This is a genomic window from Bradyrhizobium sp. P3_C3, assembly GCF_056402655.1.
On sequence record NZ_JBFUGY010000003.1, the window covers coordinates 1 to 14,535 of the forward strand.

Genomic DNA, 14,535 nt, shown 5'->3' on the forward strand with positions numbered 1-14,535 from the left:
GGACCAATCTCTGGAAGCGGTGTTTCGGACACGGACTTCCAACTAGATTCGCAACTTATGCGCAACATCAGCGGTCCATCAGCGGTCCATGGTCATTGAAGGACGTCAAGGGCCACCGAGGTGACGTCACGCAAAACGTGTCATTTTTTCCTGATGCGTTGTCGGGCGCGGCGTTTAATAAGAGCGGAAGCGTCTTTTTTAATTTCGAGATACCAAACCCGAGCTCCATGACCTTTACGATCAAGGGCCAGTGGATGGTAAAGATGGTCCTCAATCTTGGCACGACGTTTGTAATTTAGTCCGATCCTCGCGTCTTGACATGAAAGTTAGTCGAACAGGTCATCGGCTTCTTCCTCTGGCACACGCCTTCGCTTGTCGGGCAGTTCCTCCCTCATTTACCCTACCGCTCAAGCTTAATTTCAGCCTTCGATTGCGCTCGTCGGTTGCCCGATTACGCTGTCGTCACCGGACGAGTTGCCCTGTCCGGATTCAGCATGGCGACGCCGGCGTGCCATCATACTCGGCGCGCCGGCTTCGTTCTTTCCAACGGAGACCTAAGTGTGGCCCTACGGAATCGCGGCGCTGTGCGTCGTGCTCTTGATCGTCGGAGCGGTCGCCCTCACTTTTCTCAGCTTCGATTTTCCGGACGAGCCTAAGGCCTAAGTTTAGCAATGAGGCCGCCTACGACCCGTGTCGCAAAGGCTATAAAGCTGTTCCGCCTTGACCCCCAAACCGCCGCTCGACTCGCTGATGCTCTTGATGCTACCTGCTCGGTCGCCGTTGCGAGCTGACGCTTTGAGCTGACCGATTTTGTCTGCTGAAATCCTCTTTGGTCAATTTGTCTCCAAACGATCGTCTAACGTAATTCCGTCGCGCAACACTACGTGCCTTGACGATTTGATGATCTCGTGAAGTAAATGAACGTTTCGAGGTCCAAATGATCTGCGAGATTGTGGCTGTCGCGCTCGCCGTCTTGGCTGTCAGGCTGCTGATTGCAAACTACATGGTACGACGACGAGACATTTTGCGTCGCGTCCGGCGGCGCTAGGTTTCCACCATGCCTCCGCCAAACAGACGCAGCCTGCCGACCCTACTAGACCTCAGACTCCTCAAAAACGAGCTGGTGAAAGGGCAACGGATCATCGTGAACGCAGCGGCGGGTCCCAGAATGGCCGGCCGACATGGCGTTGTTCGCGGATCTAGGGGAACGCGCCACCGCGTTCGCGTTTTGCTTGACGGGTCTAAGAATGAAATGACTTTACACTCCCGTTTTCTCGATGTGGAGAACGAGCCAGGTCGTGACCCCTGAGAGTCACTGATCTTGCGACGAGCCGGGGTTGGAGATTTTCTGATGAGTTTGTTGATTATCGCGGCATACGGAAATTGCCTGCTAGCACGAACCGCTGACTGAATTGATAAACGTGAGCCCGCGCCGTCCTTGACGACAAGAAGGGTCTGCGTGCTTCGAATTATGACCTGCTGGTCCGCCCGAAATCGCGGCGTTCTGGCAAATTATTTGTCTTGCCGCGCCCCCGTCGACGCAATTCCGGCGTCCGATTAATTACCGGCTTTCAACGATTTTGCGGTGTCCAGGTGCTTTTGCAACGTATCTATCTGGCCAGAAGCATATTCTCCAGCAGCATCCTTACTTTTTGATGCCTTCTTGTACTCGGCGATATCCTTCTGGTGGTCTGCGACCATGTGGGTAGCGAACATCTTATCGAAACCTGCGCCGGTCATTTTTGACATCTTGTCATGGTCAGCTTTTTGCTTCGCATTCGGTCCGCCTGGTGAGTTCATTCCCAGTGCTTGGGCAGCATTTAATGCCTTCTGATTGGCGGCAGCGTGGTCTGTAGAGAGCATTCTGCCAAACGATTTGACGGCGTCGCTTTGACCGTTCTGTTGCGCCAGCTCTCCCATGCTCACTTCAGCGAAATTGCCCTCGATTGCCTTCTTAAGAAACGTTTCGCTTTGCTTATCTTTCGCAGATGCGCTGGCAATTGAGATTGCCATCAAGGTTGCTGTCCCGAGTGACATAAGCATTCTGTTCATCGGCAACTCCTGTGGGTTGTCTGTCGATGAACACGCCTGAAGCCCGGGAGGTTCCAATTAGGCGCACGGGGCGACATTGGAAGTTTCGCATCGCAATATTCAAACGTCCGCAGAGCACCTGACTAGTGGCCTTTCGACCACTTACATGACCGTAGATGGCAAGGCGCGCATCGAGTGGGAAGCTCGAGCGCAGTGGAAGGAGAAGCCGTTGGAGGGCGCTGTGGATAAAGGCCACTCAGTGGGCGGCCTCATGAGAACGCCTCTATTTCGGTGTCCCGGTCTGGCTACCCGAACCGGTGGTCTGCTCCCTTCCCGGTTGGCCGGGAGAATGCGCAGAAGCGCCCGGCTTCTCTTGATCGCCACGTAACCGGACGCTCCGGAGTTGCGGGTCTTGATCCCTTTGTCCGCATCGCGCTGCATCTGCTCGTTGGGCTCGCTAGCCTTGAGCCCTCTCCTCCTTGGTTTGCACACTGGGCGCGAGAAGACATGCAATCCGCTATAGCGCCGTCCGAGCGCCGCGACAGCGCGGGAAATGTGGCGCGGATTGATGCTCGCGCTCGCCGTGGGAACAATAGGCAACGTTTCGATTTGAACTCTCACAACACAGGGAGACAACGCCATGAACGGTATTATCTACTTGGTCGGACTTGTCGTCGTAATTGGCATCATTCTGTCATTCTTCGGCTTGCGTTGAGCACAACCGTCCACCGACGACGCCGTACCGCTGGGCGTAGTGGGCGCAATGGGCACGGTTACATCAGTCTCGTCACTTCCCGGCTTTGAAGGGATCTGCGACAATACTTCTGCGACCTCGGGACGGTTAAGGAAATCGTTGTCCTTAGGAAACAGTGCCTTCCACAACGCCACCAGCGTGCGAAGATCAATATCTTTCTCGATCATAGTTTTGAGAAAATATCTCTTGTCGTCCCCTTCGGAGTCACCGATCCCCAGCTTCTTGGCATCGACATCGGTCGCCAAGAAATGGAGGACAAGAAGACCGACGACGACAAGCCCGCCGATCCCGACACGGGCGGAGCACGGTGGAGGAGAAAACGCTCGGTCTTCTACCCAATCCGCTGCAGAGGTACGGCGTGAAATTCGCGGCGACCTACATCGGCGAGGTACTCGGCAACGCTTCCGGAGGATTAAAGCAAGGCACGATCTACGAAGGCCGCCTGAACCTTGCCGTCGATGTCGATCTGCAGAAGCTTGTCGGGATCAACAAGCTCACCTTTCATGCCAACATGTTCCAAATCCATGGCGACGGGCTGTCGCGTAGTAATCTGCAAAATTTGTTTGTCGTCAGCGGAATTGAGGCTCTGCCATCGACGCGGCTGTACGAAGCCTATTTCGAGAAGCAGTGGGGCGCGAAGAAGGTCTCGCTCAAATTGGGTCAGTTCGCCGCCGACAGCGAATTCTTCAACACCAAGTACACGGATGTGCTCACCAACGCCTCGATGGGCTGGCCGGCCATCAGGTCGCTCGACCTGCCCAGCGGCGGACCGTCGCCGCCTTTGGCCGCCCTGGGAGCCAGGCTGCTCGTCAACGTGACGGACCAGCTTTCCGTGCTTGGCGGAATCTTCACGCGGCCGGCGAAAGCCCGACCGACGTTCAGGCGCGGTGGCTCGGCGTGACTCAAGAGATGGGAATCGACCCGGACACCATGGACGTGCATTTCATCAACGGTGTGGTGAAGATTTCGGAGAACGTCGCGAACATCGAAGCCGAGGTGGCAGCGAAGAAACTGCAACCCACCCTGGTCATCGTCGACACGGTCGCCGCGTATTTCGAGGGCGACGACGACAACGACAACGTCCAAATGGGCAACTATGCGCGATTGCTGCGGTCCATGACGAACCTGCCTGGCGGGCCGTGCGTGCTCGCCCTGGCGCATCCGACAAAGCGCGCGGCCGATGACGACCTGATCCCAAAGGGCGGCGGGGCGTTTCTAAATGAGGTTGACGGCAACGTTGCCTTGCGTCGGAACGGCCAAGTGATCGCCTTCGAAGCCCTCGGCAAGTTCCGCGGCCCGTCGTTCGAGCCGGTCCATTTCGAATTAGTGACCGTGCAGCACCCTAAGCTCAGGGACACCAAGGGCGCGCCATCCCGACCGTCGTTGCGCTGTCGGTCTCGGATTTCGGCATTGTGGAGCGTGAGCGGGCGAACGAGCGTGACGAGGACACGTTGCTGCGCGCTATCGATCAGCACCCCGCAAGAGCCGCCGCGACGTGGCGAAGCTGCTCGGAATGAGCGACAGCCGCGTGTACCGGATCGCGCGGAAGCTGGAGCAGCAAAAGCTGATCCGCGCGGAGCGTAATGGCTGGACATTGACCGGTGCCGGCGAGCGGGAGCTTAACGCCATGGATTATGGCCGCGACACGGGAACTCCTAATGCCGGAAGTGCTTTAGGACTTGCCTGATCTTCCGACGCAAGTCCAGGACGAGGTCTTCAGCGGCTTGCCAGGCATGTTGTGTGCAGAAGTGAACGCACGATATCACGCGGGATCGGCAGCCCTCGCAATTTAGGCCCGGGGCGATTGCGTTCGAAACCATTGCGCGGCCCCGGAGTCGTCTCCCTCGAGAGGAGGAAGGAGGCGGCGACCATGGACGACCGGAAAAAGCTGGAGCACCAGATCGCACTGGCTACCCGCGTAGCGGCCTGCACCGCTGACGAGAGCACCGCGAGCAGGCTTAGACGTTTCGCAGATCAGCTGAGGCGGAAGCTATTCCCATCTTCCCAGCGGCGCCAGATCACGGCGCGCGCCTATGAGCTGTGGGAGCAGGCTGGGCGCCCCGCTGGGAAGGACTTGGAGTTTTGGCTTGAGGCGGAAAGGGAAATCAGCGCGCGGGGCGAGTAGACCGAGCGTTGAGTGGTGTGACAGGCGACGATCGCTCGGAGTTGCACTGGCGTCCATTCTGGGCGCTGCGCTTTCGCCATCAATGACCGCGGTCTTCGCATCCTCTTGGAGGAACATGCTCAGGTTCTCAAAAAGCACTCGCCCTGTTGCAGGCGCGCGGTGGAAACCGACTAGGCACCGGCATGATGAAGGAAATCGAGAGCACCCGCATTAATCCAGGTGAACGCAAGCAGTCACCCACAACCCATTCCGGAACGTTCAACGGTGCCGGTGATTGGGAAGCCATGACCAGGTCCATCATTCTCATTCCCAGCATGCTCAAGCCGCTACGGCAGGTCTAATGGTCTGGCTGATCCTTACGCTCTAAGCTGTGGTCATAAGTACGCAGTTTCAGAATGCTTATTGTCCGAAGGGGAGCCTTTACCCAACTCGCGCCGAGGACGATACATGCGAGGCGAGCAGAGGAGGGCGCTCTGAGCAGGCTAGTGGGGCGGCCGCGTCAGGCCCGCGCCAGCTGAAGTCCGGTCTAACCTGGGCGCCCCTATTCGACTCCCGGCTCGTGCTGTTGGGCCTCCATGACGACAGCCAACAGCCCGAGCACGCCAACTGCGATCAGCACCGCGACAGAAACCCGCTGGGAGCTTTGCCCATGCGTTCAAACACCCCCACCCCGCGGTCAGACGACCTCCCTGGCGAAATAAGGCGTCGGCGGCCGGTTTCTGGCGATCTGTCGGGCAAGCTCACAGAGACGTCTAGCGAGATCCGCAAGTTTCGCATCAAGGAGCTGCGCGCGGCCGCTGATCGGCTTGTTCGCCGTGCGGAGGCGCTCCGGGTGGAGGCAAAGCGATTACTCAAAATAGCGCGGCGGCGCGCCGGCCTAAGGCTTTGCTGACTAGCGGATAATTTGTCCGCGCCCCGATTGTTTCAATAAAACATCCCGTACCGAAATGGAATTCCGTAAAATGCCGGCTCAACAAAGCTCGAGATTGCAGTTAGAGGGCGAACGTGGCACGGCTCGCTTTCCAGCCCCAATGATCCCGGCTGCCGATCCAATTGCGGATTAGAGCGCCTGGAGTGCCCTGATTGGCAGATCCCCCAGTGCCTAGATTTCCTTGCTGCTTTTTTGGCTGCGCGGAGATGGCATCACGTTCAGCTTTCTAGCTCCAGAGAGCTGACTTTCACCTCACCCAAAAGGTTAGAAGGACGTCTTGTCGTTCTTGGAGCGTATATCGCGCGCAATGCTTTCCACCTGGGTATCCTTCGCAAGCTCTGTGGCCTCGAGATCCTGTGGTAATTCCACGCCGAACTTCGTAGCGATGGCATCCAACTTATGGAGAATGCTGGTCGCCTCTTTCTCCGCCAGGAGGTTGATCTGAAGATCGAGGTGATTACGCTGCTCGGAGCGTTGATCCATGGCGTTCTGGCGGATCAGAACGAAGGACGTCAAAAGCACGGCTTCGAGCGCGAGGACCGCCGACAGGAAATTGAACGGGTAAGGATCGAAGCGAGCGGACCCGTAGGTATTCCAAAGGACCCATCCGACGACGAGAAGGAGCTGAAGGATCACAAAATGAATGGTCCCGACGAACCATCCGACCATGTGAGAAGCCCTATGAAACCTCGATAGTTTTCGTTCCTCTTCCTTTTCCAGCTCGACAACGCAGTCAATATTCCTCGAAACCGCGCTGTGTCGGATACCGCGGTCATGATCGGCTTCACCGTTCATTCGGTGACGAGGTCCGCGGCGCGACGCGCTTTCTTCCTGGCACTCTCTACGGTCTGCTCTCCGGCTTTTTCGGCCTTGGCCCGGACCTCGCATTTCGAGCGTATTTCGTCGAGCTCATCGTCGGTCAGGTGCTCGATCCCGACGAACGAGTTGTGCACGGCACTCACCCTGACGAGCTCGTCCAGCTTCACCTGGATCGCCGCGCTATCGCGATTCTGGGAATTCTGGATCAGGAAGACCATCAGGAACGTCACGATCGTAGTGCCGGTATTGATCACCAATTGCCACGTGTCGGAGTAATGGAAGATTGGGCCCGTGATCGCCCAAATGATCACAACGGCGGCGGCAATCATGAAGGTCAGTGCGCGGCCGGCGGCCTGGGATGTGCGGTTGGCGATGTCGCCAAAGAGCTTTCCGGCGCGCTCGCGCGCCGAACCGCTGGAGCCTTTGTCACTGCGTTTTTCGGTCGCCGCCGACATCATCAATCCTATCTGATCTTCCGAAAACCTACGCGAGATAACGGGAGCGGAACTCGAAGGTTCCACTTACGAAACGAGCATCCGAGAAGGGGTGGTTGCGGGCTGTGTACACTTTGTAACTCACGAGGATGGTGTCGGCGGTGCCGAAAGGACGTTGTGGCGGCCCGCCGAACACTGCACCATGCGGGAGGGGTAGGTCGAACGATGCGCGCTTGGCTGCTGGCACTGACGCTCGTTGCGCTCCTTCTAGGGAGCGCCTTCGCGCAGGAAGACAAGAAGACCGACGATCTGAAGCCATCCGATCCCGATACCGGCGAGAGCACGGTGCAGGAATCGACCCTCGGCCTTCTGCCAAATCCTTTCGAGAAAAACGGCATCAAGTTTGCCGTGACATATATCGGCGAGGTACTCGGCAATCCCTCGGGCGGCGCGAAGCAGAGTGCGATCTACGAAGATCGCATCAATTTTGCCATGGACGTCGATCTCCAGAAGATGGTCGGGCTGAACGGAGTTACGTTTCATGCCAACGTCTTCCGGATCGACGGGGGCGGCCTCTCGCGCGGGTCGTTGCTGAATTTCCTCGATGTGAGCGGCATAGAGGCACTTCCGACCACGCGTCTCTACGAAATGTGGTTCGAGAAGAAGTGGAACGACGACAAGCTCGCATTGCGCGCCGGGCAGCTTGCTGCCGATTCCGAGTTTGCGACCGCGAAATACACTGATGTGTTCACGAATGCCTCACTCGGTTGGCCCGGCATCTTCGCCTTGAATATGCCGAGCGGCGGCCCCTCACCTCCACTGGCAGCCGTCGGCGCGCGGCTCCGTGCTGATGTGACTGACAATTTGACCCTTATCGGAGCGGTCTTCGACGGCAATCCCGCCGGCCCGGGTTCCGACGATCCGCAGCTTCGCGACCGGTACGGGCTGAATTTTCGCGTCAACGATCCTCCGCTGCTGCTCACTGAGGCTCAGTTTCAGTGGAATGCGAAGAAGGGCGATCCCGGTCTCGACGGCAAGCTCAAGCTAGGCGGCTGGCGTCATCTTGGCAGTTTTGACAGCGAGCGCTTCGATACAAGTGGGCTTTCGCTCGCAGACCCCGCGACGTCGGAAACGCCGGCCAGGTTCGGGGGTGACTACGGGATCTACGGTGTCTTCGAACAGAAGATTTTCCGCGTTCGTGGCGACGACGACCGCGGCATCGGCGTGTTCGCACGTGCGTCGTACTCGCCACCGGACCGCAACCTGATCGATGTCTACGCCGACGGGGGATTTGAATTCGTCGGTCTCGCGGATACGCGGCCGCACGATAAGTTCGGCGTCGCCGTCGCCTACGCCCATGTATCGCAATGGGCAACGGCGTTGGACCACGACTTCCAGTCTCGGTACGGACCCAATTGGCCGGTGCGGACGTCTGAAGGCCTGTTGACCGCCGTCTATCAGTATGAGGTGCGCGCCGGCCTCACATTGCAACCTAACTTCCAGTACATTCGCCGCCCCGGTGGTGGTGCAACCAGCCCGACCGGGACCATGCCGGGCGTGTCGTTGAAGGACGCCATCGTCCTTGGGATGCGAACGGTTGCGAAGTTTTGAAGCGGCTAGAGGTTGGGGCCAGCTAAGAGTCCACCAGCTGAGGTCGGCAGGCAGTGCGGCAAGGTTAGCTAAGGTCAATCGCGTCGGTTTGGTTCTCAACCGCAAATTTCCGGTCTATCCCTATCAACCGATCTACAACCGCACTGTGTCACCGGGATGGGCGAATAGACGCCCCTCCTATGACAAGTTTTTGGCGGGCGCGAGCAGCCTTCTTGGACGTCAGATTTCTGCTAGCTTTTTAACGCCATTGTCCAATGAGGTGCCATGATCATGCAATTTGACTTTTAGGACATGGAGCCGATAAATCGTTATGAACTCTTGCTCGGTACGGTTCTTCCGCGGCCGATCACGATCGTGACGACCCTTTCAGCCCGCGCGCCGTCTTCAAGGCTGCGGTCCACCACAGCAGATCGTCAATCAGCGTGCCAGCGGGTGCCGCCAAGTCAGCCAGTCCAGCCTCGACATCACCGCCTTGGTAGTGAGCCCGAAGTGTGGCGAGGGGAATGTGGACTGACGATCGAACCGGGGCGAGCTGAAGCATTACAGCCGTAATGCGGGCCGCCGCACTCTCGTCACGTATTGGTGCCGATGCGTGGGCCCCCGCGGTTCTGAGCACCTCGGGAAACTCTCAGCTGTTGCGGCGCTTTGTCGCCTGACCTATCACCCTCGGGACGGAGAAGTCCGCCTCTTGCTCCAACACTCCATCCGGATTGGCCATGTCGCCTGCAAAAGCCTCTTTCCACTCTCCGAGCATCTCGTCCCGGTCCGGCCAAGAGTCGACGGACTCGTCGCCGCGATACATCGCGAAAGGACGTAACGTGCTTTCGTAAAAGTCGACCTGCGCGTGTCGACGGTACTGGCGGGGTTGATAGCCATTCCAATGCGCCAGTTGCTCAAGAGGCCGACGATATCGACGGTCTTGATCGACGGCCGGATAGCCGATTGGAATCGTGCCGTAAGCCTTCATCCAAATCGGATAGCCCAGAACCTCCGTGAGCTCCCGATTGGTCAGATCCTCGCCACCACCCGAGAGCCATGCGGACGTTAGCCCTTCTGCCGCAACGCCAAGTTGAATGTTCTGGATCGCGGCGCCAAGCGAGCAAAGGAAGATAGCCTCATTGTTAGCGCGATATTCGGGATCCCACTCCCTAGTAGTGGCTTGAGGGAAGCAGACCTTCCAGCGAGGATCGCCGAGCACCAGAATGATCGCGGCGGTATTCGCCAAATAGGTTTTCTTGACCGCAGGAAATCCCTTCGCGTGGTCCACTAGGCGCTGTGCCTGCCGCAGGAACACGCCCGTAACTCGATCACGCACGACCGGGTCGTCGACAACGATGAAATCCCAGCATTGAACGTTGGCGCCGGAAGGAGCCCATCGGCCGCAATCGACGATCCTTCGAAGAATGTCCCGATCGACATTCCGGCCAGGTTCAAACTTGCGTACGCTACGTCTTTTCCTGATGACGTCCTGAAAAAGTGCATCATTCGACATTAGGGCCTCCGGCGCGATCGCTGCTCAACAGCGGGTTGCGCGATACGTCGAGTCCGACATAGTATTCCATTGCCGCTTTCCAATCGTTGCAAGGCCACATGAGCCTGGCCACTTACGTTCCTGGAGAGCTGATTCCTTCGCCTTGGCTCAATCCTGGAATTACCCCAGGTTGAAGAAGTCTTTTGGGGTGGCGAACGAAAATTCCTAGAGCCGCTGATGCCTCTTACGCGCGGCGACGTGAGGTACCATATCGATTCATCCAAAATCGACCACTGACCTCGTCGCGGCGTCGAAAAGCGACGCAGCAGCAGAGAAGTCCAAAGATCAACTGCCACGAGATTTTTGAGGTTATTCGATTTTCGACTTTGCAACAATATCGACCCAACTCGGACTTTGGTCTGCATCTTAAGCCGCACATCAGCCGCCCCCAAACTTGGTGGCTTCCTGTACAATGAGATCGATCAACATTTTGGCGGGCATCTCCCGGGCGAGCGCGGCTGCCTGGCCTGACCAGAGTGGCGTGAAGTCGGTGCTGCCATTCTGCTCAGCAGCGGCACGCAGCGGATGCAGCTCGCCCATGGGCAACGGAAAGCCCGGCGCCACATCCGTCGACGCCGTGATGTATCTGGAGCGCGCGGCTTTCGTCACCGGCGAGATCATGCATGTCGATGGCGGCGCGTCCGCCGGCCACTGGTAGGAGGTGTGCGATGTGGTCTAACCGACGTCTTGTTGAACTGTTCAAGATCGAGCATCCGATCGTGCTGGCACCGATGGCCGGATTTTGCACGGTAGCAGCGGACCGTCGGTTTCGGCGAATTTCACGCCCAAGAACACGGTGTCGCCTATTACCGTCGCAACGCGCGCCTGGATCGCGTAGTCCTGAATGACGCTCAATTTCAAAGTCAGCATCCGCGCAAGTCTTAGGTCGGCATGGTGTTCGCTCGATAAGACCTTGGGCCTGGCCGGGCACGGGCATCCAACCGGTCTCGATCTCGGCCGACTCTACGCGGTCGTTTAGACGTCACCAGCGAATCAGAGCCCGTCAAGCAGCTTGCGGACCGCGGCGGAAAGCTCTTCGATGTTGAACGGTTTGGGGATCAGATTAGTGCCGGGATCGAGCACCCCGTTGTGTACGATGGCATTGCGCGTGTAGCCGGTCGTGAATAGTACCTTCATCGCTGGGCGGAGTTTCAGTAGCGCCGTAGCAAGTTCGCGGCCGGTCATCTCCGGCATGACGACGTCCGTAAACAGGAGATCCGGCGCGACGCCACCTTCGACGATGCGGATCGCTTCGCGTCCACCGCCTGCTTCGACGACGGTGTACCCGAATTCCCGCAAGGTGGCGCAAGAGATCGCGCGGACGCGCTCGTCGTCTTCCACAACCAAGATCACCTCAACCGGCGCACCGCTGTTAGACGGTGTTTCGACTTCCGCCTTCGAGGCGCTGCCTTCGTCGCCGACCTGGCGAGGCAGATAAATCTTGACCGAGGTGCCCACTGCCGGTTCGGAGTAGATCTTCACATGGCCGCCCGATTGCCGAACGAAACCATATACCTGACTGAGGCCCAGGCCGGTGCCTTTGCCGACTTCCTTGGTGGTGAAGAACGGATCGAAGGCTTTGGAAACGACGTCCTCGGTCATGCCAGCCCCGTTGTCCGTGACGGCGAGGAGGACGTACTGCCCGGATGCGAGGCCGTAGTCGTGAGCATACTTCGCATCGATGAACGCGTTCGACGTCTCGATGGTCAGCTTGCCGCCGCCCTGCATCGCGTCGCGTGCATTCACCGCCAGGTTCAAAACCGCGCTTTCGAGTTGACCGGGATCGGCGCGCACACGCCACAATCCGGCCGCGAGCACGGTTTCTATTGCGATCGTCTCCCCCAGCGCGCGGTCCAGCATTTCGTTCATGCCGGCGATCATCCTGTTGACGTCGAGGGTCTCGGGTTCGAGCGGCTGCTGCCGCGAGAACGCGAGCAGACGCTGCGTGAGTGTCGCCGCTCTCGATGCGGCATCGACCGCGCCATCCACGAACCGGTCGATATTGTAGTCGCCCGCACGCATTTTTCGGCGCGCTAGGTTGAGGCCACCTAAGATCACGGCAAGCATGTTGTTGAAGTCGTGCGCGATGCCGCCGGTCAATTGCCCCACGGCCTCCATCTTCTGAGCGTGTCGGAGCTGCTCCTCGGCCTTAAGACGCTCGGCTATCTCCGACGCGACGCGGTTTTCGAGATCGGCGTTCAGCGCTTGCAGCGTGGTTTCCGCGGTGCGCCGCTGCTTGAGTTCGAGTTCGGCCGCTTGGAAGAGCCGTGCGTTGTCGATCGCGGTCGCGCCGTGACCGGCGATGCCCAAGAGCGCCGTTTCGTGCTCCTCTCCGAAGCGCCCGGGCTCGCTGTGTCCGAAGAACAGGCCCCCGAGAACCTCGCCGGACCGTGAGATGACAGGCACCGCCAGATAGGACCGAACGGGAAGATGCCCTTCGGGCATGCCGCGCCTCGGCGCGTTCTTGCCGTATCGCGGATCCAGCAGGATATCGTCGGAGCGGACAATTGCCGTTCCCAGAAAAGTCGGCTCGAACACGGCCGTCGCCCGTGGCATCGGGAAATTCTCGAAGGCCGATCGCGGCACACCCGAGAGCGCGTATAGCATGTAGCTTCCGCCGTCCTCGGACAGCACGTTGTAGAAAAAGGCGCCGAACTGCGCGCCGCTCAATTCGACGCCGGCGTCCGTGACGATCTGGACGATCTTCTCGAGATCGAGCTCTTTCGCGAGCGATGCCCCGGTGTCGTTGAGAATCCGAAGGTGCCGCTCCGATTTTTTGCGGGCGGTGATGTCGAGCACCGTGCCGATGAAGCGGACCGCGCGATCATGCTCGAAGATGGCCTCCCCCGAGGAAGCGACCCAGCGTTCGACGCCGTCGTCCGCACCAATGGTGCGGTACTCGACCTCGAAGCTGCCTCCGCTTCCGACGGTGAGCACCCGTTGCACCGCCTCGTCCGCTTGCTGCCTGTCATCGGGGTGCAAGCCATGCAGGAATGTGTCATAGGTGACCGCCGCGTCTTCCGCCAACCCGAAGAGCGCCTTGCAGCGGCGGTCCCAGCGCAGAACGTCGTTCACCGGATCGTAGTCCCAGGTCCCGATACCTGCGGCCTTGGTTGCGAGCTCCAGGCGGTCCGCCGCCTCCTGCGCGTCGCCTTCGGAACGTACTCGCTCGATATGCGCCCAGGAACGTTCGGTAACCTCCGCCAGCAGCGCGAGCTCGAGGTCGGTCCACCGATGAGCGTGCCGATGATGGATCGCCATCAGCGCGGTTAGGCGTTTTTCCTTGACGAGCGGCATGCAGATGGTGGCGCCGATACCGATATTCTGGAACGTCGCGGCTTCTTCCGGCGCGAGCTCCTTGAGATTGTCATGGATGACCAGGGGCCGCCCTGCTCTAAGATCTACGACCGCGCGCCTGCCGAAGTCGGCAAGACTGTAGTGGCCGAGAAGGTGCATCGCTCCCGGCGCCGCCCAGTCGCCCCGGATCGTGAATCCATCCTGATCCGGATCCATGTCGGCGTAGGCGCAACTCGACACGCCGAGATATTCGCCGAGCATGCGGGTCGTGACATCGAGGATCGCATCGGCGTCCCGGCTTTTGCCGGTCTCTCTGGCGAGCGCATCGAGGAAGACGAGCCTCGTCTCGTTCTGCTTGACGGTCGTCTCGGCGCGACGCCGCTCGACCGCCGTCCGCGTCCGCTCGGCGACTTCCTGGATCAGAGCGATGTCGCGGTGAGACCACTTCCGAGGCTCGGCGTGGTTGAGATACAAGAGGGCGACCAAGCCGTTCGGCTCCGAGATCGGCATGTTGACGATCGCGCGCGCGGAGATCGCCTCCAGTGCCGCCGCGTGATCGCGCGTCCGGGGGTCCGATCTCGCATCTTCGAAGATGACGGTTTCGCCCCGCTTCAGATCGTCGATGTAGGATCCGTAGTCGCGAAACTGAAGCACGCCGGCCAGGCTCTGAACGCCGGGTGCGTTCCAGTCCCGCGCGATGGTGATCGTTTCCTTGGTGGTATCGATCGTGCCGTAGCCGGCGCGGCTGACGCCAAACGTCTTCCCGAGTAGTTCTGCGGCGGCATACGCCAGATCGTCGGCGTTCGATATCTTCCGGATGATGTCGCCCAGGGCCGCCAGCACTGACGAGGGGTCGGAGTCGCGGGGGGACGAATGGCTATCCGAAATCGACTCTGTATCCACCCAGAACGCCTCCGGCTACGATGATCGCTGCGTGCCCCAAAACTATGACGACAAACGCGGAAATCGCAAAAACGTTTCTTCGCGCCGGTTAGCCCTTAC

General features: G+C 59.2%; 12 protein-coding genes and 2 pseudogenes. 7 read left to right on the top strand and 7 right to left on the bottom strand.

Translation table 11 applies throughout. The features are described 5' to 3' along the window. The coding region (locus AC1DW2_RS04540) for a hypothetical protein (RefSeq protein ID WP_477005318.1) at nt 1-299 on the top strand (299 nt) is incomplete at its 5' end. Nucleotides 300-1,557: 1,258 nt separating this feature from the next. Here AC1DW2_RS04540 and AC1DW2_RS04545 read toward each other — a convergent pair. Beyond that, nucleotides 1,558-2,052, bottom strand: a complete 495-nt coding sequence (locus AC1DW2_RS04545; RefSeq protein WP_039147080.1) for a DUF4142 domain-containing protein — start codon at nt 2,050-2,052, stop codon at nt 1,558-1,560. A gap of 633 nt (nt 2,053-2,685) precedes the next feature. After that, a complete protein-coding gene (locus AC1DW2_RS04550; protein WP_477005319.1) occupies nt 2,686-3,030 on the bottom strand; it encodes a hypothetical protein in 345 nt (114 codons plus the stop codon). 113 nt (nt 3,031-3,143) lie between these two features. On the opposite strand from AC1DW2_RS04550, the pseudogene AC1DW2_RS04555 reads away from it, so the two are divergent. From AC1DW2_RS04555 to AC1DW2_RS04570, 4 genes and pseudogenes are all read left to right on the top strand, one after another. Then, nucleotides 3,144-3,587, top strand: a pseudogene (locus AC1DW2_RS04555) (carbohydrate porin); the annotation flags it as partial. Continuing rightward, nucleotides 3,515-4,369: an AAA family ATPase gene (locus AC1DW2_RS04560; RefSeq protein ID WP_477005452.1), complete on the top strand. Its 855-nt coding sequence runs from the start codon at nt 3,515-3,517 to the stop codon at nt 4,367-4,369. The pseudogene AC1DW2_RS04555 and the gene AC1DW2_RS04560, both read left to right, overlap by 73 nt. Before the next feature lie 286 nt (nt 4,370-4,655). Continuing rightward, complete coding sequence (locus tag AC1DW2_RS04565; protein WP_477005320.1) at nt 4,656-4,910, top strand: DUF2934 domain-containing protein; 255 nt, start codon at nt 4,656-4,658, stop codon at nt 4,908-4,910. 182 nt (nt 4,911-5,092) lie between these two features. Further along, a complete protein-coding gene (locus AC1DW2_RS04570) occupies nt 5,093-5,251 on the top strand; it encodes a hypothetical protein (protein WP_210165493.1) in 159 nt (52 codons plus the stop codon). 854 nt (nt 5,252-6,105) lie between these two features. Here the strand turns inward: AC1DW2_RS04570 and AC1DW2_RS04575 are convergent. Both AC1DW2_RS04575 and AC1DW2_RS04580 read right to left on the bottom strand, forming a co-directional pair. Next, entirely contained in the window at nt 6,106-6,636 is a 531-nt protein-coding gene (locus AC1DW2_RS04575) for a DUF1003 domain-containing protein (RefSeq protein ID WP_208088253.1), read from the bottom strand. Next, the gene (locus AC1DW2_RS04580) at nt 6,633-7,115 is read right to left on the bottom strand and encodes a low affinity iron permease family protein (RefSeq protein WP_085971541.1); all 483 of its coding nucleotides are present in this window, start codon (nt 7,113-7,115) and stop codon (nt 6,633-6,635) included. Before AC1DW2_RS04580 ends, AC1DW2_RS04575 begins: the two co-directional genes overlap by 4 nt. A 156-nt stretch (nt 7,116-7,271) precedes the next feature. On the opposite strand from AC1DW2_RS04580, the gene AC1DW2_RS04585 reads away from it, so the two are divergent. Further along, on the top strand, nt 7,272-8,705 hold the full coding sequence (locus AC1DW2_RS04585; RefSeq protein WP_477005321.1) for a carbohydrate porin: 1,434 nt from the start codon (nt 7,272-7,274) through the stop codon (nt 8,703-8,705). Between the two features lie 628 nt (nt 8,706-9,333). Here the strand turns inward: AC1DW2_RS04585 and AC1DW2_RS04590 are convergent. Together AC1DW2_RS04590 and AC1DW2_RS04595 are read right to left on the bottom strand one after the other, a co-directional pair. Then, entirely contained in the window at nt 9,334-10,197 is an 864-nt protein-coding gene (locus AC1DW2_RS04590; RefSeq protein WP_477005322.1) for a nitroreductase family protein, read from the bottom strand. Between the two features lie 417 nt (nt 10,198-10,614). After that, the gene (locus tag AC1DW2_RS04595) at nt 10,615-10,776 is read right to left on the bottom strand and encodes a hypothetical protein (RefSeq protein ID WP_175627452.1); all 162 of its coding nucleotides are present in this window, start codon (nt 10,774-10,776) and stop codon (nt 10,615-10,617) included. 28 nt (nt 10,777-10,804) lie between these two features. Between AC1DW2_RS04595 and AC1DW2_RS04600 the strand changes: the two are divergent. Beyond that, a pseudogene (locus AC1DW2_RS04600) lies at nt 10,805-10,894 on the top strand (3-oxoacyl-ACP reductase); the annotation flags it as partial. Nucleotides 10,895-11,229: 335 nt separating this feature from the next. Here the strand turns inward: AC1DW2_RS04600 and AC1DW2_RS04605 are convergent. Beyond that, nucleotides 11,230-14,436 (bottom strand): GAF domain-containing protein, encoded by a 3,207-nt coding sequence (locus AC1DW2_RS04605; RefSeq protein WP_232208724.1) that lies wholly within the window; start codon nt 14,434-14,436, stop codon nt 11,230-11,232. Nucleotides 14,437-14,535 lie beyond the last annotated feature (99 nt).

Bases quoted from the DNA above. Each gene is read 5' to 3' on its own strand.
- AC1DW2_RS04545 (WP_039147080.1), bottom strand. From the start codon at position 2,052: ATGAACAGAATGCTTATGTCACTCGGGACAGCAACCTTGATGGCAATC.
- AC1DW2_RS04565 (WP_477005320.1), top strand. From the start codon at position 4,656: ATGGACGACCGGAAAAAGCTGGAGCACCAGATCGCACTGGCTACCCGC.
- AC1DW2_RS04570 (WP_210165493.1), top strand. From the start codon at position 5,093: ATGATGAAGGAAATCGAGAGCACCCGCATTAATCCAGGTGAACGCAAG.
- AC1DW2_RS04575 (WP_208088253.1), bottom strand. From the start codon at position 6,636: ATGAACGGTGAAGCCGATCATGACCGCGGTATCCGACACAGCGCGGTT.
- AC1DW2_RS04580 (WP_085971541.1), bottom strand. From the start codon at position 7,115: ATGTCGGCGGCGACCGAAAAACGCAGTGACAAAGGCTCCAGCGGTTCG.
- AC1DW2_RS04590 (WP_477005322.1), bottom strand. From the start codon at position 10,197: ATGTCGAATGATGCACTTTTTCAGGACGTCATCAGGAAAAGACGTAGC.
- AC1DW2_RS04595 (WP_175627452.1), bottom strand. From the start codon at position 10,776: ATGGGCGAGCTGCATCCGCTGCGTGCCGCTGCTGAGCAGAATGGCAGC.